This is a genomic window from Pseudomonas akapageensis (assembly GCF_011355085.1).
GTDB classification, from domain to species: domain Bacteria; phylum Pseudomonadota; class Gammaproteobacteria; order Pseudomonadales; family Pseudomonadaceae; genus Aquipseudomonas; species Aquipseudomonas akapageensis.
The window spans coordinates 45,768-64,907 of sequence record NZ_VXCP01000020.1 but is presented as its reverse complement, the minus strand read 5'-3'; the positions used below and the strand labels follow the sequence as shown (position 1 = coordinate 64,907).

Here is a 19,140-nt window from a genome sequence, read left to right as displayed (position 1 = left end):
TGGCTTGAAGGATGGCGACAGACGATGTGGACAATATGCCCTATCGCCAGGGTATTCACTATCAGGTCGCCACCTCGTTGTGCCAGTCACCGAATGGATCTGGTAGCAACTCCCAACTTTCGGCCCCTGCGGCCATCTCGGCATCACTGAGCAAGCAGTCGTTCAAGTCGGCTTCAAGCCGGGCAAAATCGATATACTGGCCGATGAATACCAACTCCTGCCGGCAATCTCCACATTCAACCGACCAGTTTTTCAGAATAGCCGAGGTGCTCTCTTGATCCTCTGGCCACTGTTCGCGTGGAACAAAGCGCCACCAGCGTCCCGCAAAGCCATGGCGCAGCATGCCACCGGCCTGAGACCAACTGCCCGCTTCCTGATACTTGCTGGCCAGCCAGAAGTAGCCCTTGGAACGCAGCAGGTTGCCGTTATTCCAGGATGCATTGAGAAACTCAAAAAAACGCTCTGGATGAAAGGGTTTGCGCGCTTGAAACACCATCGATGCAATGCCGTACTCCTGGGTTTCCGGCAGATGCTCGCCGCGCAACTCCTGCAGCCAGCCCGGCGCCTGGGCCGCTCGCTCGAAATTGAACAGGCCTGTATTAAGGATGCGTTCAAGTGGCACCTGTCCCATGACCATGGGGATAATCTCGGCTTGTGCATTCAAGCGCTTGAGAATCGACATCAGCTCCTCGCGTTCATGTGTGCTGATCAGATCCACTTTGCTCAGCAAAATCACATCGGCGAACTCTAACTGTTCAATCAACAAGTCAGTGATCGAACGCTCATCCTCTTCACCCAGGGTCTCGCCACGCGAGGCCAGGCTTTGCGCTGCCTGGTAATCGCGCAGAAAGTTCAACCCATCAACGACGGTCACCATGGTATCGAGTCGCGCCTTGTCGGCCAGGCTGCGACCCTGCTCGTCACGAAACGTGAAAGTTTCGGCCACAGGTAGTGGTTCGGAAATGCCGGTCGATTCGATCAGCAAGTAATCGAAGCGGCCTTCCTGAGCCAATCGGCCAACTTCATCGAGCAAGTCCTCCCGCAGGGTGCAGCAGATGCAGCCGTTGCTCATTTCGATGAGCTTTTCCTGTGCGCGATTGAGACTGACAGTACGTTGTACTTCGCTACCGTCTATGTTGATTTCGCTCATGTCATTGACGATAACTGCGACACGCAATTTTTCACGGTTGCGCAGGACATAGTTGAGCAGTGTGCTTTTACCAGCCCCGAGAAATCCGGAGAGCACGGTGACGGGAAGGCGGTGGGGCATGACTGACTCCTCATTCGAGTTCGCAATGGTTCGGCTTGAAGCAATGTTATAGTATAACATTGCATATAAACCAGCTGCCGATTACGTTCCGAAGGGGAAAATCACATGAACGCGTCAATCCTTCCCGACATTGCCGCACAGGCCACATGCCAGCCCGTGTCACTCGGCTGGGTTGGCATGTATGGCATTGCCCTGCCCTTGATGTTCCACGCACAACGCATTCGCGCAAGCGCCGATGCCGGAGTGAGCCTGGATTGTGGAGAAACACGAGGCATACACATGTCCCGCCTGTATCTGGCCCTTGAAGCTTTTGAACACCAACCACTCACACCTGCATTGATTCGCCAGGTTTTGCAGGGTTTTCTCGACAGTCACGAGGACATTTCCACCTGCGCCTACCTCAATCTTCACTTCGAATTGATGATCCAGCGCCCGGCACTGATTAGCGCATTAGCCGGATGGAAGGCGTACCCAGTGACGCTGTCTGTCAAGCTTCATCAAAAAGTGTTCCACGTGGAACTAAACGTTGAGGTGAGTTACTCATCGACTTGCCCATGCTCTGCCGCCCTGGCACGACAGTTAATTCAGCAACAGTTCGTTCAGGATTTCGCCGACCGCCCGCTGAAGCATGAAGACCTATTGACCTGGCTCGGAAGCACAGGGGGTGTAGTTGCTACCCCCCATAGTCAACGTAGCTTTGCGAATCTGGATGTACGCTTGAACGAAGAGTGCGACACATTGCCAATCGAGGCATTGATCGATCGTGCTGAAGCAGCCCTCGGAACGGCGGTGCAAACAGCAGTCAAGCGCGAAGATGAACAAGCCTTTGCCTTGGCCAACGGCCAGAACCTGATGTTCTGTGAGGACGCCGCACGGCGGTTGAACCTGGCAATGAAAACGCTGCCGTGGTTGTCGGCTTTTAAACTACGCGTTACTCATGCAGAAAGCCTGCATGCTCATGACGCTGTCGCCTGCAGCAGCTGGAACTGGTAACGCAGTCGACAGCCCGGACGAGATGGAACCCATCACCATTGGTGCCGGGCTCCAATAAGAGTTCTTACAGTTTCTACCGATCAGACTCTTGGTTTCACGCTACCGCAGTTCTGCCCTTTCCAGACAGCGCGGGATTCCATGCTGCCTTGCTGCTGAGTACCGGTGGCATTGAACGTACCATTGACCTTGGTCAGGAACTCCTTGTCACTCAGGAATTGAGTTACACCGGAGCCCTGCGCTTTGGGGCAACTGAAGCGGAACTTCCAGACGTTGCCATTGCGTTCAGTGATCTGCTGCTTGCAGCCTGACTGCGGATCCTGCAAAGGAATATCGTCAGTTTTGACCTGTTCAGGCGTCAGGCACGTTTGAATGCCGTTGCCCCCAAGCGTGATGCCTTGCTTGGCCATACCCTGCTCCAACATTGCGCGTTGTTCGGGTGACATCAAGATATCCAGTTGCCCCTTCAGCACCTGCAGGTCTGGAAGTGGTTTGCCATCGACTTGCATATTGCTGGTGGTCAACTCCCATAACCCAGGCTGCAACATCTGCGCAGATGCCAAGGGTGATACCAGGCATACAAGCAACGCCAACGATGTAAGACGATTATTCATGCGATAACTCCAGATACCCAGCGCCACATTGATGATGGGGTTAGACGTTAAAACGGCTCCGGTGTTGCACGCGAAAATTAATTCGAGACAACCGGACAGGAACATGATTTGTTAAAGGCAGGAACACAAGGAATCAGGATAAGTATGGATTACCACAGCCCGTATTTTTTTGGCTATCTGATCGGATTTGTTCAACTACTCGGTGTGATAGCCGCCATCCATGCAGTGCTCACTGTGCGTACCGCACAAGGCGCGATCGCTTGGGCGCTGTCATTGCTGTTTATCCCCTTCCTGACGCTTATCCCCTATCTTGTTTTCGGCAGGCGCAGCTTCGATGCCTATATCAAGGCCCGCCGTGAGGCCAACCAGGAAATGCATGTAGCGATCGCCGATTTGAATTGGCGCCCCTGGGTCGAAGAGGCACTCGCAGCACGAAATTCCCAGTCCTACGCAGCATTGCGGGCCATGCCCAAATTGGGGCGAATGCCTTGCCTTGCCAACAATGACGTTCGATTGCTGATCAATGGCCAAGCGACATTCAATGCAATTTTCGAGGCCATCAGCCAGGCACGCAAAACGGTCCTCGTCCAGTTCTTCATTATTCATGACGACGAGATTGGCCGGCAGCTGCAGTCACTGCTTCTGAAGAAGGCTGCAGAAGGCGTCGAAATCTACGTGCTGTATGACCGCGTTGGCAGCCACGCCCTTCCCAAGCATTACAGCGAAACCCTGCGCGATGCTGGTGTCCATATCCGTGCCTTCAAGACGCGCCGTGGCTGGATCAATCGCTTTCAGGTCAATTTCCGCAACCACCGCAAGATCGTAGTGGTGGATGGTGTGAAGGGATTCATCGGCGGTCACAACGTCGGCGATGAGTACCTGGGGGGCAACGCCCGCCTGTCCCCATGGCGCGATACCCATGTGCAAATCAGTGGTCCGGTTACCGCCTGCCTGCAGGAGTCGTTTGCCGAGGACTGGTTCTGGGCATCCAGGAAGCTGCCGCCCTTGATGCTGCCTGATACCTATCCGGACAAGGGTGTACTTTGCCAGCTACTCGCCACAGGCCCTGCCGACCCTCAGGAGACCTGCTCGCTATTCTTCGTGGAAGCCATTAATGCCGCAAACGAACGGGTGTGGATAACCAGCCCATATTTCATTCCTGACGAAGCAGTGTCTGCCGCACTGCGTCTTGCTGTCATGCGGGGTGTGGACGTGCGCATTCTGCTGCCCTCACGGCCCGACCACAGGATCGTCTATGCCGCCTCCAGTCTATTTGCCTTCGAGGCAGTGCGGGCCGGTGTTCGCATGTTTCGCTACACCCCGGGCTTCCTGCACCAGAAAGTCGTGTTGATCGATCATGAGATCAGCGCCATCGGTAGCGCCAACCTCGACAATCGTTCGTTCCGGCTTAACTTTGAGATCATGTTATTGACGGTCGACGAGGCGTTTGCCAGCGAAGTCGAAGCGATGTTGATCGAAGACTTTTCACAAGCGCACGAGCTGACCAGGGAACACCGTCAGAACACTCATCGGCTGCAACAACTGGGCATGCGCATCGCCAGGCTGATTTCGCCAATCCTGTAGATGCGCGTCTGCCAACCGACTTATCGGTAAATGTCTTCGCGGGTCCAGGGCAAGCCGTGGCTACCGTCAGCAAAGGGTTTGACGGCAAGGATCTGATGCAAATTGATCCAGCCCCGGCTGAAGGCGTATGAACATCCGGCCAGATAGAGCCGCCAGATGCGCAAGGCTTGTTCCGGCACCAGTTTCGCAGCCTTGTCCAGGTTCCCTTCCAGACGATCGCTCCAGTGCCTCAAGGTTTTGGCGTAGTGCAATCGCAGGCTTTCCACATCGACGACTTCCAGCCCTGCCTCACTGATGCGCGCAGCCATCATCGACAAATGCGGCAACTCCCCATTAGGGAAGACATACCGCTCGATGAACTCGCCAGCCCCCCTACCGACCGGACGTCCGTCAATGTGTTTGGCAGTGATCCCATGATTCATCACCAAGCCGCCTTCGCGTACTGCCGCAAACAAGCGCTGGCAGTAAAGAAGTAGATTGGCATGACCTACGTGCTCGAACATACCGACGCTGACTACCTTGTCGAAGCGGCCATCCTGGGGCAGCTCACGGTAGTCGAGTAACTGCAGCTCGACCTGGTTCTCCAGGCCTTCGGCCTTGACCCGTTCACGGCCCAGCTTCAATTGCTCCTTGCTCAGGGTAATGCCGAAAACCCTGACACCGAACTCCCGCGCGGCATACCGCGCCAGCCCTCCCCAGCCACAACCAACGTCCAGCAGGTAATCACCGGCCTGCAACCGCAACTTGCGACACAGGTGCTCGAACTTCGATTGCTGTGCTTTGTCGAGCGACTCCTTCCCGGTTTTGAAATAGGCGCAGGAGTAGGCCATGTCCTTGTCCAGCCAAAGCTGGTAGAACTCATTCGAAAGATCGTAATGATAGGAAATCGCCTGGGCGTCAGCCTTCTTGTCGTGAACCGTGCGCGTGGGCAGGTATTCGTCTTCTTCATCCACCAACGCCGTGCTCAGCTCGTCGCAGAGTCGAATCACTTCGCTGATCGACCCCTCCAGCTCCAACCGTCCTTCAACGAAGGCGCTTCCCAGAAGATGAAGACTGGGGTGGGTAAACTGTGCGACCAATTGGGGGTCTTTCACCACAATGGTGACATTCGGGGTCGGCCCGAGATTAAGCTCGTGGCCGTCCCAGAGTCTCAGTCTGAGTGGTAGATGAAGTTTCTGCAGGGCGGGTGGAAGTTGCGCGAGCATGGGTAGTCCCCCTTCTTTCAGACGTCTCTAAAAAAAGGGTAGTCCATATGTCAGAACTTTCAGCCTATTAAATCCATAGCCTAATTCAGTCGAACTTACGCTCTAACAGGCTGTCCGTTACCCACTGTTTTAACCAGGTGGCCGCCTGCAGAGGCGCGTTATCAGCAAAGCTATTGGTTAACTGTAGGCAGAGTTCGGCAAAGGTCCACTTGTCATGAGTCATTCCACGCAATGCAGCTGCTTCGCCCGCATCCAGCGAGCGGTAATAACAGTTCAGTCCCACTCTCCAGACGAGCCACACGACTTCTCTTTCCAGCGCTTTGCTCTCGGGCAAGGAGTTTTGGTCTTTCGCCGCTCGCCATAACTCCAGGCTGTTGTAGCGACAATCGAGCCACTGCACGCTGGGGAGTAAGCTGACCTGTAACGAGGGCCACTCATGGGTCTGGAGACAGGCCATGTCCTGCAATGCAAGCGGCTCCTTGGGCTGCGCATCGAAGGCCAGTGTGAATGCCCATTCCAGGCGGACAAGTTCGGCCAGTGGCGTGTCATGCCCAACGTGAGATGCCAGATGTTCTCCCAGCCAGCGCAAGCTGTAATGCCGAGATGGACATCTTCGAAGATACTGCCCGGTGAGTTCGGCAAACTTTTCATCCCCCAGCCACTGCCGTGTAACCGGGAAATCAGCAGACAGCACTTCCTGTAGCCGTGCCCTGTAAGCGTTGTGATAGATCTTCATCCCGGTACCCACCGAGAGGCTGGGACCACCCACGAACGTATCTGCAAATCGCTCTGCGACACCCGGGTCGTCACCCAACAGGTAAGCCTCGAACGCCGCCTGCCAATCATTGAGCTTCATGACATTTCCCGCGATGCAAGCGCCTGATCGGCCAGCAGGCGAGCCTTGCCCAATTCCTGCAGCAGCTCATCGAGCGGTGGAAAATGATCATCTCGCTCAAGCAGAGTGGCCACCGGACCCAGATGTTCCAGCGTGCGCTGATAGAGCGCCCAGACCGGATCTCCTACGGGATGATCATGGGTATCGATGACATAGTCGCCATAGTCAGTGTGCCCGGCCAGATGCAACTGGCGGATGTTGTTCGCCGGCAGGCCGACGATAAACGTCCAGGGATCGAAGCCGTGGTTGCGTGCGCTCACATAAACGTTGTTGATATCCAGTAGCAGCTCGCAACCGGTATGCAGACTCAGTTGCGCGAGGAACTCCCATTCGGTGAACGCATCGTTGGCACTACGCACGTAACTGGAGACATTCTCCAGTACCAGAGGCCGTTGCAAAACATCCTGAACCTGCTCGACCCGTTCAGCGACATAAGCAAGGCTTTCTTCGGTAAAGGGCAGCGGTAAAAGGTCATGAAGCTGATGCGCGCTCCCTCTGCTCCAGCACAAATGGTCGGAAATCCATGCCGGTCTGACGCGCTCGGCGAGACGCGCCAACTGGGCCAGATAATCACGATCCAGCGCGTGCGGCCCCCCAATTGACAGCGATACACCATGCATGACCAATGGATATCGCTCTGCGAACGCATCCAGGTAGTAAAGGGCCTTTCCGCCTTGGACCATATAGTTTTCGGAAAGGATTTCGAACCAGTCTACTGCTGGCGACTGCTCGAGGATTTGTTCGTAGTAGGTGCTGCGCAAGCCCAACCCATAACCCGGACAGGAAGGTATCAAATGCATTTCGAACTCCTGATTCAAGGGACCGGAGCGACTGAGGACAGCCACCCCGGAAGTCATGCATCAGTCGTACTATTCGCCGACCTTGCCACCCGCTTTCATGCATGCTTCTGCCGTCATGGACTTGAAACCGTGCCCTTTGCAGGAACCCTGTCCCTTGCAGGCATTTTCAGCGGTCTTGCAATCATTCATGCCCTTGCATGAGTTGATGCCATAGCAATGCACATTGGCTGCACCATCGGCGGCAAACGCCGGCGTGACCACTCCCGCGAAAAGGCCTGCGGCAGCCAGGGCCAGGGCGGAGCCTGCAACAACAGATTTCATGCTCATATTCTTATCCTCGAATAATCAGTACGTCGGACAGGGTTTCCAGCCCGGACGCAGCACTAGATTGAGCACGAAGGCTGGCGTTACAGATCCATCGTGTATTTCGGTCATTTCTTTTTCGGAGTGGGCCGATGAAGGTTCAATCGGGCAAGTGATTGAGCGGCAACGGTGCCGTCGCCTTGACCGTCTGGATGGCGAAATTACTGCGAATGTCGCTGACACCCGGCAACTTCAACAGGGTGCCGGTGAGAAAGCGCTCGTAACCGCGCAGGTCCGGTACCACCACATGCAGCAAGAAATCAGATTCGCCTGACACCAGAAAGGCTGAAATCACCTCCGGCAAGGCCAGCACCGCTTGCCGGAAGGCTTCGGCTTCCTCTTCATGGTGCCGCTCGACCTTGACCCCGACGAATACCGTCAGGCCAAGACCCACCTCATCCGGGTCGAGCCGCGCCTGGTAGCCACGAATCACCCCCGCCTCTTCCAGGTTGCGCACACGTCGCAAACAGGGCGACGCCGACAGACCGATTTCGTCGGCCAGCTGCACGTTGGTCAATCGCCCATCGCGCTGCAAGGCAGCCAGAATGCGACGGTCATAAGCATCCAGTTTTATTTTTGGCATAGGTGCATGGCATGGTCGTGATGATTGGCAGATTCTGCCATTAGTGTCCGCATCATGGGCTGAATACGCAACCACCTGCCTCGGCCTTCGGGCATAAACTCTTCAACACCCTGAGGCGACTGGAGTCCGCGAAAATGGCAGAAATGGGTGTGTACCTCATTGCCCTGGCAGTGGTTTATCTACTTCCCGGCCCCGACATGATTCTGCTGTTGCAGACCGGTGCGCGTCAGGGGCGCAACCTGGCCCTGGCAACGGCCCTGGGTCTGGCGCTGGCCCGCTCCTGCCATGTGGCATTGGCCGCAGTAGGCTTGGCCGCTTTGTTCAAGATTGCTCCGTGGACATTCGATGCGGTGCGTCTGCTGGGCGCGACCTACCTGCTCTGGTTGGGCATAAAATTGCTCAAGCCCGGCATGTTCAACGGTATCGGCGGCTCACCTGAAGAGACTCGCCTGGCCTGGCGCGAGGCCATTCAACGCGGGTTGCTGACCAACCTTCTCAACCCCAAGGCCCTGCTGTTCTGTTCGGTCCTGCTGCCGCAGTTCATTGACCCTGAGCGAGCAGCAGTAGGTGCCCAGTTTACCTTGCTGGGTATCGTCCTGGTGGCGGTGGGATTGCTGTTCGATAGCTTGTATGCCGTTGGCGGAAGTTGGATTGGCCGCTGGTTGGAGCGCAGCCCGGGTGCGCAGAAGATCCAGCAATGGGTCTTCGGCGGCCTGCTGATCGGATTTGCCCTGCGCCTGGCATTTGTACAACGGATTTGACGCAGGGCATCAGAAACTGACCCGGACTGCATATGACTTCCTTGTTGCATCAAACTGGCGCGGCAGAAACGTCGATTGCAGATAAAATCCGGATCACGGCCTGGTGTTGTTCCTCGCTGCCGGATATGCGCAGCAATCCCGTCTTCAGGGCAGTGTCGAACGTCAACTGCCCTTTCAACAAGGCCATCAACACCCCTTCTCCGGTGACCACGGTAGGCACACCAGCCTGAGGCCCGGCGGTGTGCATCGTGAGTGCCGGTGGTGCCTGGGTATAGTCAAACGTGCTCCACAATCCTGGTTCGACCAACAGCAGGTTGAATGCCTGGCTGCTGTTGACAGGGCGCAGCACGGCGTCCAGCTTGCCCAGGGTCAGCTGCGCGCGGCGCAGGCCAAAGCCGCCCTGCAATGGCACATACCGCTGCAGCTGTTGCCGCTGGTAGGCATCGTGTATGGCAATGGCGACATCCAGCGAATAGGGGTGAGCCGCCTCCAGGTCCATGGGTTTGCCATCGTATGAACAGGCCAGGGCTGTGCCCGTCGACACGAGCGCCAACAACAGTGGGGCAAGGCGCAAGGAGGCGATCCTCATCATCGGGTGACCACATTGAACCAGAAGTTGAATTTGTCCATCAGGCCGAGAAGCTCGCCGAAAGCTTCCTTTCGCCCATCGAGTTTCAGGTTACCGGAGGCGATTGCCTGCTCCAGGGACACCTTGCCCAGTTGGATGTCATCCAGTGTGGCCTTGCTCATCGTCAAGTTGAGATCGGCCTGACTGTCCGCTTTGTGCTGGTGGTTGAGCACGGCGTTCTCCAGAGTCAGGGCGTAGCTCTTGTTCAAGTCGGTGAAGTTGAAGTTGAGCACCAGCCGTTTACCCGCGGCACGCTCACCGTTAAGGCGAATGGCCATGTAATCGAAGAGCATTTCCGGCGACATTGCCCGAATGATGTCAGGACTGGCCGCAACCGCTCCCCCGTCCGTAGGTGCGCCATTGCGCAACTCGTAGGCGCCTTGAAGATAAACCGAACGCCAGGGACCGGATTCTGCCTGATAGCCCATTTGCTCGAGACTGTCGGCCAGCAGGCTCTTCGCCTTGACGTTGTCCGGCTCTGCAAAGACCACTTGCTTCAAGGCTTCGGCCACCCAACGGTACTCACCCTTGTCGAAGTCAGCCTTGGCTTTTTCCAGTACGGCAGCGGAGCCCCCCATGTATTCGACGTACTTTTTCGCCGCAGGTACGGGCGGTAACTTGTCGAGGTTGACCGGGTTGGCGTCATACCAGCCCATGTAGCGCTGATAGACCGCCTTGGCGTTGTGCTTGACGGTGCCGTAGTAGCCGCGGTTGGGCCAGAATTGGTCGAGTTCCGGTGGCAGCTTGATGGCTTCGGCAATTTCCTCGCCCGTCATGCCCATGTTGAGCATGCGCACCGATTGGTCGTGGATGTATTTGTACAGATCTCGCTGCTTCTTGAAATAGTCGACAATGTCGGCCTGCCCCCACATGGGCCAGTGGTGGCTCTGGAACTTGACGTCGACCTTGTCGCCGAACATTTCGATACTGTCACCGATGTTTTTCGACCACAGCAGTGCGTCACGAACCTGGGCGCCACGCAGGGTATAGAGGTTGTGCTGGGTGTTGGTGGTGTTCTCGGCCATCCACAGCGCCTTGAGCTCCGGGAAGTAGGTGTTCATCTCGGTGGGAGCTTCTGTGCCCGGGGTCCACTGGAAGAGCATCTTCACGCCATCCACAGTCAGTTCTTCGCCTGTCTTGCCGATGAACTCGGTCGGCTGAATCAAACCCACGGTACCGTTCGAATTCGTCTGGCCGAGAGCGGCTGTCACACCGCCCGTGGCATTGCGCGGCAACAGCGCGCCGAACATGTATACCGCGCGACGTGCCATGGCATTGCCGGCGATGACGTTCTCGCTGACCGCGTCTTCCGAGAAGTTGACCGGGGCGATGATCCGCACTTTGCCGTTCTTCACGTCCTGCTCATCGATAACCCCGCGTACACCACCGAAGTGATCGATGTGGGAGTGGCTGTAAACCACGGCGACGACCGGTTTCTTGCCCAGATGCTCAGTGACCAGTTCGTAGGCCGCCTTGGCGGTTTCAGCCGAGATCAGCGGGTCGAACACGATCCAGCCGGTCTTGCCCTCAACGAAGGTGATGTTGGACAGGTCATAGCCACGCACCTGGTAGACCTTGTCGGTCACCTTGAACAATCCGTACTGGATGTTCAGCTGGGCCATACGCCACAAGCTGGGGTTGACCGAATCCGGTGCAGCCTTGTCGAGGCCGATAAAATTCTTGTAGGACTCCAGGTCCCATACCACCTTGCCGGTGGCGTCTTTTATGGTCAGCGAATCAGGACGCGCAATGAATCCCTTTTGCGCATTCTCGAAGTCTTTCACGTCTTTGAACGGCAGGGCCTGCAGCACTGCCTGGTTTGCTGCCCTGGTCGCTTCCGTGGCCGGCTTCGAGGGGGTCGGCTCAGCCTGGGCCGAGGCTGCCAGGAACAGCACATTGAGGGAGCTCAATAGTGCCAATCGCTTAAGGTGACTGGATACGAAGATCATTATTGTTGTTCTCTTTGCTTTTTTGATTGTGTGGAATCGATGTCGCCTTGATGGTCAGGAGGTCGGGCACAATCACCCGGCAGCACCGATTACCTGAGATGGGATTGTTGGGCGCAAGGGGCGGAAATTTATTGACCTGTCATGATCTTTATTTGATCTTTGACGACATGACTTCCTTGATCAGAACAACTTCCTTCAATGGCTTCCGTGAAGTAACCAGCCAATTGGGTGGACAAGCCGACCTCATGCTCGAGCGCTTCCGCATCCATCCAGACCTGCTGACGGAGGAGTCCGCGCGGGTGCCGTTGCGTTCGCTGGTAGAGTTGCTGGAGTATGCTGCGCGGGAGCTGGACTGCCCCGATTTCGGTTTGCGCATGGCCGAGTATCAGGACTTGCATATACTCGGTCCGATTGCGGCAATCGCCCGTACCTGCGCAACGGCTGGGGAAGCCATGGCGCAAGTCATTCGTTTTATCGGCTATCACAGCCCGGGTATTCACCTCGATCTCGACTTGAGCGAGGCCCAGGCCCCCCGCCTGTTGATAGAGATCCGTCTACAAGGGACGACTCCACGGCGCCAGATGGTGGAGCTGTCGATGGGCGTGGCACATAACGGTATGAAGCTGCTGTATGGCGACAACTTCGTAGCCCAGTCCGTTCAGCTGTGTGGCATGCATCCCCAAGCCCTGGCTTCTTATCGGCGATACTTCAAAACGGTCGTCTACACCGGCCAACCCTGCAATGCATTGGTACTACGCGACGAACAGCTCAATCAGCGTATCGAGCAACAGGCCCCCTATCTTCATCACGCGCTGGAGCAGTATTTCAACCAGTTCAACTTGCGAACGACATCGGATGTGGTCGATCAGGTCGAGCGACTGGTCTTGCGCATGATGCCTATACAACGCTGCCGATTGCCGTTGATTGCCGACCAGCTCGGGATGCACGTGCGTATGTTGCAGCGGCGGTTGGCCGAACAGGGACGAAGTTTCGACGAGATCGTCGAGACCATCCGCCGCGACCGCGCCGATCACTACCTGGCCGAGCGGCATATGCCGATGTCCCAGGTTGCCGGCCTGCTTGGCTACAGCGAACAGAGCGTGTTCAATCGCGCCTGTCGGCGCTGGTTTGCCATGTCCCCACGCGCCAGGCGGCGTCAATTGCTGGAGTGATGGATAAGGATGCAGCAGAGGGCTGGCCGATAACCTGAACAAATAGCACGGGCCAGAAAAAACAAACCCTCGTAAATACGAGGGTTTGCGGGGGTGTAAGCCTTACATGCGACAACAGCTTTCATCAGCTGGCGCTGACAATCACTCCACTGTCACCGATTTGGCCAGGTTACGCGGCTGATCGACGTCAGTGCCCTTCAATACCGCCACGTAGTACGACAATAGTTGCAACGGGATGGTGTAAAGGATCGGCGCCAGCGCATCGATGATGTGCGGCATCGCAATCACGTGGGTACCCGGACCATTGCTCAGACTGGCGTTTTCGTCAGCAAAAACGATCAGCTCGCCGCCACGGGCACGGACTTCCTGCAGGTTGGACTTGAGCTTCTCCAGCAACTCGTTGTTAGGCGCGACCGTGACCACCGGCATGTCGTTGTCGACCAGCGCCAGCGGGCCGTGCTTGAGCTCACCAGCCGGATAGGCTTCGGCGTGAATATAGGAGATTTCCTTGAGCTTCAGTGCACCTTCCATGGCTACCGGGAATTGCGCCCCGCGGCCGAGGAACAGGGTGTGGTGCTTGTCGGCAAACAATTCGGCGACTTTCTCGACCGTGGCATCCATGGACAGCGCTTCGCCCAGGCGAGTCGGCAGGCGACGCAACTCCTCCACCAGCTCGGCTTCCACACCGGCCGCCAAGGTGCCGCGCACCTGCCCCAGGGACAAGGTCAGCAGCATCAGGCCGACCAATTGGGTCGTGAATGCCTTGGTCGAGGCCACGCCGATTTCCGGACCGGCTTGCGTCAGCAGGGTGAGGTCCGATTCGCGGACCAACGAGCTGATGCCGACGTTGCAGATTGCCAGGCTGGCGAGAAAGCCCAGTTCCTTGGCGTTGCGCAAGGCTGCCAGGGTATCGGCGGTTTCGCCCGACTGAGAAATCGACACAAACAGTGTGTCTGGTTGAACCACGACCTTGCGGTAGCGGAACTCGCTAGCCACTTCGACCTGGCAAGGAATACCGGCCAGGCCTTCGAGCCAGTAACGTGCAACCATGCCGGCGTGATAGCTGGTGCCGCAGGCAACGATCTGCACATTGCGAACCTTGGCGAACAACTCGGCGGCCTGCGGGCCGAATGCCTGGACCAGCACGTGATTCTGAGCCAGCCGGCCTTCGAGGGTGCGCTGGACCACCTTGGGTTGCTCGTGGATTTCCTTGAGCATGAAGTGGCGAAACTCGCCCTTATCGGCGGCTTCGGCACCTTCGTGGTACTGGACGGTTTCGCGCACGACAGGCTTGCCGTTTACATCCCAGATATTCACTTCGTCCCGACGGATCTCAGCGATGTCGCCTTCTTCCAGGTACATGAAGCGGTCAGTGACCTGACGCAGGGCCAGTTGGTCGGAAGCCAGGAAGTTTTCGCCATGACCCAGACCGATCACCAGCGGGCTACCGCTGCGGGCTGCCAGCAGACGATCAGGTTGCGCGAGGCTGATGACGGCCAGGCCGTAGGCACCATGCAACTCCTTGACGGCCAGTTTCAGGGCCTGGGCCAGGTCAGGCTGGGTCTTGAGGGTATGATGCAGCAGGTGGACGATGACCTCGGTATCGGTCTCGGAACTGAACACATAGCCCAGCCCCTTCAGGCGCTCACGGAGCTCCTCGTGGTTCTCGATGATGCCGTTGTGCACGACCGCCACATCATTCCCTGAAAAGTGCGGGTGGGCGTTATGCTCGCTCGGGGCGCCATGGGTGGCCCAGCGGGTATGGGCAATGCCCAGCTGACCAGCAATCGGCTCGGCGGCAACGGCCGCTTCCAGTTCGCTGACCTTGCCGATACGGCGACGACGCTCCAGCATGCCAGCGTTGGTAACGATCGCCAGACCTGCGCTGTCGTATCCACGGTACTCAAGACGCTTGAGGCCTTCGATCAAAATGGCTGTGATATTGCGCTCAGCAACGGCACCGACGATCCCACACATAACGTTCTCCTAGCTGACAGCGGCACAAATCAGGGTTATACCGCGGGCTTCAATCTGTTCGCGAGCCTCAAGAGGCAGGCGATCATCAGTAATCAAGGTATTCACGCTGCTCCAGGGCAGCTCGACATTGGGTATCTTGCGACCGACCTTATCCGACTCGACCATCACGATCACTTCACGGGCCACCTCTGCCATTACACGGCTGAGACCCAGCAGTTCATTGAAAGTGGTGGTCCCGCGAATCAGATCAATTCCATCGGCACCGATGAACAATTGGTCGAAATCGTAGGAACGAAGTACCTGCTCAGCCACCTGGCCTTGAAATGATTCCGAATGAGGATCCCAGGTCCCTCCCGTCATCAACAGCACCGGCTCATGTTCGAGCTCGCTCAAGGCACGCGCTACATGCAGCGAGTTGGTCATCACGACCAGACCGGGTTGCTGACCCAGTTCGGGGATCATCGAGGCAGTGGTACTGCCACTGTCGATAATGATCCGAGCGTGCTCGCGGATTCGCGCGACAGCTGCACGCGCAATGGCTTGCTTGTAGCGGGATACCGGCTGCCCGTTATCGCTGATCAACTCTTGCGGCATGGTGATGGCACCACCATAACGACGCAGCAACAATCCGTTGGCTTCCAGCGCAGCAAGGTCCTTGCGGATGGTGACTTCAGAGGTTTCAAAACGCTTGGCCAATTCATCGACACTGACCTCCCCTTGCTCATTAAGCAACGCGAGGATGTTATGGCGTCGTTGAGGCGTGTTTCGTTTCGACATGAGGTCTTAAGTTTCGTTTCGAAAGATAACGAAGCTAATCAAAACCTATGAGCGCTATTCCGTCAAGTAGACGGCTGAAAAAACGATGTGTGGATAAATAGCAGCGTTTTATTAACATCCCCAGTTATCCACAAGAGCTGATAGGGAGCCCGAAAAAACGAAGGAGCTGACTTATGCACAATCAAGTCAGCTCCTGGGTAATTCGGTGGATAACTCGTCAGGATTTTTTGATTTTCTCTGGGCGTTTCCAGCCTTCTATGTTTTTCTGTCGTGCACGACCCACTGCCAACTGCCCGGCCGGTACTTCCTGGGTAATGGTCGAACCCGCGGCAGTAGTGGCCCCGGCGAGGATATCCACAGGTGCGACCAGCGAGTTGTTCGAACCAATAAAGACGTCTTCTCCCAGCACCGTCTTGAATTTGTTCGCGCCATCATAGTTGCAGGTGATGGTACCGGCACCAATATTGGTGCGCGCACCGATCTCGGCATCCCCCAGGTAAGTCAGATGCCCGGCCTTGGCGCCTTCACCCAAGTGTGCATTCTTGAGCTCGACGAAGTTACCCACATGGGCACGTGCTTCCAGCACGCTGCCTGGACGCAGGCGGGCGAATGGCCCGGCATCGCTGCCCTCGCCCATGATCGCACCTTCGATATGGCTGTTGGCCTTGATCACCACACCCTTGCGCAGGGTGCTGTCCTTGATGACACAGTTAGGACCGATGACAACGTCGTCCTCGATCTCTACCCGGCCTTCAAGCACCACGTTGATGTCGATCATCACGTCGCGACCGACAGTAACCTCACCTCGCACATCGAAACGCGCCGGATCACGCAGGGTCACGCCCAGGGCCATGAGACGACGGGCTTCGCGCAGCTGATAATGACGCTCCAGTTCCGCGAGCTGGCGGCGATCATTGGCCCCCTGCACTTCCATTGGATCCAGCGGATGCTCGGTAGCCACGACCAGACCATCAGCAACGGCCATGGCAATCACGTCGGTCAGGTAATACTCGCCTTGGGCGTTTTCGTTCGACAACCGCCCCAACCAATCTCCGAGCAGGTTGCCGGGCACGGCCAGAATACCGGTGTTGCCTTCGGTGATCGCCTTCTGGGCGTCGGTGGCATCCTTGTGCTCGACGATCGCGCAGACCTCGCCATAGCTATCACGCACGATGCGCCCGTAGCCTGTAGGGTCGGCCAGGTTGACCGTCAGCAGGCCCAGTTGCTTGGAGTTGACCTTTTCCAGCAGGCGCTTGAGGGTTGCCACTTCAATCAGGGGCACGTCGCCGTAGAGAATCAGCACGGTATCGGCGCTCAGTTCCGGCAATGCCTGGGCGACGGCATGGCCTGTGCCCAGTTGCTTGTCCTGCAGGACGAAATTCAAATCGTCGGCCGCCAGACGTTCGCGAACCGCATCGGCGCCATGTCCGATCACTACGTGTATACCTTGCGGAGCGAGCTGGCGAGCGCTGTGGATAACATGCCCGAGCATGGAATTGCCCGCGACCGGGTGCAAGACCTTGGGCAGTGCCGAACGCATGCGGGTGCCTTGGCCGGCGGCAAGAATAACGATATCAAGTGACATTGACTGGCTACCAATCCTGGGTGGTCAGCGGCTGCGACCAAAAATGGGGGGAATTTCAGAAAAGAAAAAGGGTAGCCGAGGCTACCCTTTAACTCAATCGCGAAGATGTTGAACGGCTTAGCCGCCAAACTTCTTGCGAATTTGCTGGACGGTGCGCAGCTGGGCTGCAGCCTCGGCCAGACGAGAGGCAGCAGCTCCGTAATCGAAATCTGCGCCTTTGTCATGCAGGGCCTTCTCGGCAGCCTTGACGGCTTCCTGAGCGGAGGCTTCATCCAGGTCGGCAGCACGTTGCACGGTGTCGGCAAGAACCTTGACCATGTTCGGCTGAACCTCGAGGTAACCACCGGAGATGTAGAACACCTCGGTTTCCCCACCCTGTTTGATCAGGCGGATCGGGCCTGGCTTGAGTTCAGTGATCAGCGGAGCGTGACCCAGAGCGATACCAAGATCACCCAGGCTGCCGTGCGCAACCACCATCTCGACCAGACCGGAGAAAATTTCTCCTTCCGCGCTGACGATATCGCAATGGACTGTCATAGCCATTTGCTTGCCTCAACCTGATTAGCGCCCCTTTCGGGGCGCCGGGATTACAGTTTTTTGGCTTTCTCGATCGCTTCTTCGATGCCGCCGACCATGTAGAACGCTTGTTCTGGCAGGTGGTCGTAGTCACCGTTGAGGATGCCTTTGAAGCCAGCAATGGTGTCTTTCAGGGAAACGTATTTGCCTGGAGAACCGGTGAAGACTTCTGCCACGAAGAACGGCTGGGACAGGAAACGCTGGATCTTACGAGCACGGGCAACCAGTTGCTTGTCGGTTTCGGACAGTTCGTCCATACCCAGGATCGCAATGATGTCCTTCAGCTCTTTGTAGCGCTGCAGTACGTACTGCACGCCACGAGCGGTCTCGTAGTGCTCGTTGCCGATGACCAGTGGGTCCAGCTGGCGCGAAGTCGAGTCCAGTGGATCGACCGCTGGGTAGATACCCAGGGAGGCGATGTCACGGGACAGTACGACGGTGGCGTCCAAGTGGGCGAAGGTGGTCGCTGGCGACGGGTCAGTCAGGTCGTCCGCAGGTACGTATACAGCCTGGATCGAGGTGATCGAACCTTCCTTGGTCGAAGTGATACGCTCTTGCAGAACGCCCATCTCTTCAGCCAGGGTCGGCTGGTAACCTACTGCAGAAGGCATACGGCCCAGCAGTGCGGATACTTCGGTACCGGCCAGGGTGTAACGGTAGATGTTGTCGACGAACAGCAGAACGTCGTTACCTTCGTCACGGAACTTCTCGGCCATGGTCAGACCGGTCAGCGCTACGCGCAGACGGTTTCCTGGTGGCTCGTTCATTTGGCCGTATACCAGGGCAACCTTGTCCAGTACGTTGGAATCCTTCATCTCGTGGTAGAAGTCGTTACCCTCACGAGTACGCTCACCCACACCAGCGAACACGGAATAACCGCTGTGCTCCATGGCGATGTTACGGATCAGTTCCATCATGTTTACGGTCTTGCCTACACCGGCACCACCGAACAGACCAACTTTACCACCCTTGGCGAACGGGCAAACCAGGTCGATAACCTTGATGCCGGTTTCCAGCAGGTCGTTGCCGCCTGCCTGGTCCGCGAACGAAGGCGCGAGTTGGTGAATACCCCGGCGCTCTTCGGTGTCGATCGGGCCAGCTTCGTCGATCGGGTTGCCCAGGACGTCCATGATCCGGCCCAGGGTCGCTTTACCGACTGGAACGGAGATAGCTGCGCCACTGTCGACAACGTCCAGACCGCGCTTCAAGCCTTCGGTCGAACCCATCGCAATGGTACGAACCACGCCGTCGCCCAGCTGCTGCTGAACTTCCAGGGTGGTTTCCGCGCCTTGTACTTTCAGCGCGTTATAGACACTCGGTACGCTGTCACGTGGAAATTCCACGTCGATGACGGCGCCGATGATTTGAACGATACGTCCGCTACTCATAGCTGGATCCTCTGAATATTTGA

18 protein-coding genes are annotated in these 19,140 nt (G+C 57.0%); 4 read left to right on the top strand and 14 right to left on the bottom strand.

The window, feature by feature from the left end; translation table 11 throughout:
• Positions 1–61: 61 nt before the first annotated feature.
• The gene (gene zigA, locus F2S13_RS15405; RefSeq protein ID WP_166362238.1) at positions 62–1,270 is read right to left on the bottom strand and encodes a zinc metallochaperone GTPase ZigA; all 1,209 of its coding nucleotides are present in this window, start codon (positions 1,268–1,270) and stop codon (positions 62–64) included.
• A gap of 105 nt (positions 1,271–1,375) precedes the next feature.
• Between zigA and folE2 the strand changes: the two genes are divergently transcribed.
• On the top strand, positions 1,376–2,263 hold the full coding sequence (gene folE2, locus F2S13_RS15400) for a GTP cyclohydrolase FolE2 (protein WP_166362236.1): 888 nt from the start codon (positions 1,376–1,378) through the stop codon (positions 2,261–2,263).
• 80 nt (positions 2,264–2,343) lie between these two features.
• Here folE2 and F2S13_RS15395 read toward each other — a convergent pair whose 3' ends face one another.
• The gene (locus tag F2S13_RS15395; RefSeq protein WP_166362367.1) at positions 2,344–2,874 is read right to left on the bottom strand and encodes a DUF3617 domain-containing protein; all 531 of its coding nucleotides are present in this window, start codon (positions 2,872–2,874) and stop codon (positions 2,344–2,346) included.
• 144 nt (positions 2,875–3,018) lie between these two features.
• On the opposite strand from F2S13_RS15395, the gene cls reads away from it, so the two are divergent.
• Positions 3,019–4,458, top strand: coding sequence for a cardiolipin synthase (gene cls, locus F2S13_RS15390; protein ID WP_166362234.1), 1,440 nt, complete (start codon positions 3,019–3,021; stop codon positions 4,456–4,458).
• A 20-nt stretch (positions 4,459–4,478) separates the two neighbouring features.
• Here the strand turns inward: cls and cfaB are convergent, their stop codons facing one another.
• The 5 genes from cfaB to F2S13_RS15365 all read right to left on the bottom strand — a co-directional run bounded on the left by cfaB (position 4,479) and on the right by F2S13_RS15365 (position 8,295).
• The gene (cfaB, locus tag F2S13_RS15385; protein ID WP_166362232.1) at positions 4,479–5,663 is read right to left on the bottom strand and encodes a C17 cyclopropane fatty acid synthase CfaB; all 1,185 of its coding nucleotides are present in this window, start codon (positions 5,661–5,663) and stop codon (positions 4,479–4,481) included.
• A gap of 85 nt (positions 5,664–5,748) precedes the next feature.
• Positions 5,749–6,519 carry an HvfC/BufC N-terminal domain-containing protein gene (locus tag F2S13_RS15380; protein ID WP_166362230.1) on the bottom strand — a complete coding sequence of 257 codons (771 nt, stop codon included), beginning with the start codon at positions 6,517–6,519 and terminating at the stop codon, positions 5,749–5,751.
• Positions 6,516–7,358, bottom strand: coding sequence for an MNIO family bufferin maturase (bufB, locus tag F2S13_RS15375; protein ID WP_166362228.1), 843 nt, complete (start codon positions 7,356–7,358; stop codon positions 6,516–6,518). Before bufB ends, F2S13_RS15380 begins: the two co-directional genes overlap by 4 nt.
• 69 nt (positions 7,359–7,427) lie before the next feature.
• On the bottom strand, positions 7,428–7,685 hold the full coding sequence (gene bufA2 / locus F2S13_RS15370) for a BufA2 family periplasmic bufferin-type metallophore (RefSeq protein WP_166362226.1): 258 nt from the start codon (positions 7,683–7,685) through the stop codon (positions 7,428–7,430).
• A 136-nt stretch (positions 7,686–7,821) separates the two neighbouring features.
• A complete protein-coding gene (locus F2S13_RS15365) occupies positions 7,822–8,295 on the bottom strand; it encodes an Lrp/AsnC ligand binding domain-containing protein (protein ID WP_166362365.1) in 474 nt (157 codons plus the stop codon).
• A gap of 143 nt (positions 8,296–8,438) precedes the next feature.
• Between F2S13_RS15365 and F2S13_RS15360 the strand changes: the two genes are divergently transcribed.
• Complete coding sequence (locus tag F2S13_RS15360; protein ID WP_166362224.1) at positions 8,439–9,065, top strand: LysE family translocator; 627 nt, start codon at positions 8,439–8,441, stop codon at positions 9,063–9,065.
• Between the two features lie 49 nt (positions 9,066–9,114).
• Here the strand turns inward: F2S13_RS15360 and F2S13_RS15355 are convergent, their stop codons facing one another.
• Entirely contained in the window at positions 9,115–9,639 is a 525-nt protein-coding gene (locus tag F2S13_RS15355; RefSeq protein WP_166362222.1) for a hypothetical protein, read from the bottom strand.
• 14 nt (positions 9,640–9,653) lie between these two features.
• The gene (locus tag F2S13_RS15350; RefSeq protein ID WP_166362220.1) at positions 9,654–11,642 is read right to left on the bottom strand and encodes an alkyl/aryl-sulfatase; all 1,989 of its coding nucleotides are present in this window, start codon (positions 11,640–11,642) and stop codon (positions 9,654–9,656) included.
• A 167-nt stretch (positions 11,643–11,809) separates the two neighbouring features.
• On the opposite strand from F2S13_RS15350, the gene F2S13_RS15345 reads away from it, so the two are divergent.
• Positions 11,810–12,814 (top strand): AraC family transcriptional regulator, encoded by a 1,005-nt coding sequence (locus F2S13_RS15345; RefSeq protein ID WP_166362218.1) that lies wholly within the window; start codon positions 11,810–11,812, stop codon positions 12,812–12,814.
• A gap of 141 nt (positions 12,815–12,955) precedes the next feature.
• On the opposite strand, the gene glmS is transcribed toward F2S13_RS15345, so the two are convergent.
• From glmS to atpD, 5 genes are all read right to left on the bottom strand, one after another.
• Positions 12,956–14,791 (bottom strand): glutamine--fructose-6-phosphate transaminase (isomerizing), encoded by a 1,836-nt coding sequence (glmS, locus tag F2S13_RS15340; RefSeq protein WP_166362216.1) that lies wholly within the window; start codon positions 14,789–14,791, stop codon positions 12,956–12,958.
• A gap of 9 nt (positions 14,792–14,800) precedes the next feature.
• Positions 14,801–15,568: a DeoR family transcriptional regulator gene (locus F2S13_RS15335; RefSeq protein WP_166362214.1), complete on the bottom strand. Its 768-nt coding sequence runs from the start codon at positions 15,566–15,568 to the stop codon at positions 14,801–14,803.
• A 217-nt stretch (positions 15,569–15,785) separates the two neighbouring features.
• Entirely contained in the window at positions 15,786–17,153 is a 1,368-nt protein-coding gene (glmU, locus tag F2S13_RS15330; protein ID WP_166362212.1) for a bifunctional UDP-N-acetylglucosamine diphosphorylase/glucosamine-1-phosphate N-acetyltransferase GlmU, read from the bottom strand.
• 117 nt (positions 17,154–17,270) lie between these two features.
• Positions 17,271–17,696 carry a F0F1 ATP synthase subunit epsilon gene (locus tag F2S13_RS15325; protein WP_166362210.1) on the bottom strand — a complete coding sequence of 142 codons (426 nt, stop codon included), beginning with the start codon at positions 17,694–17,696 and terminating at the stop codon, positions 17,271–17,273.
• A 44-nt stretch (positions 17,697–17,740) separates the two neighbouring features.
• Positions 17,741–19,117 carry a F0F1 ATP synthase subunit beta gene (gene atpD / locus F2S13_RS15320; protein ID WP_166362208.1) on the bottom strand — a complete coding sequence of 459 codons (1,377 nt, stop codon included), beginning with the start codon at positions 19,115–19,117 and terminating at the stop codon, positions 17,741–17,743.
• Positions 19,118–19,140: the final 23 nt, after the last annotated feature.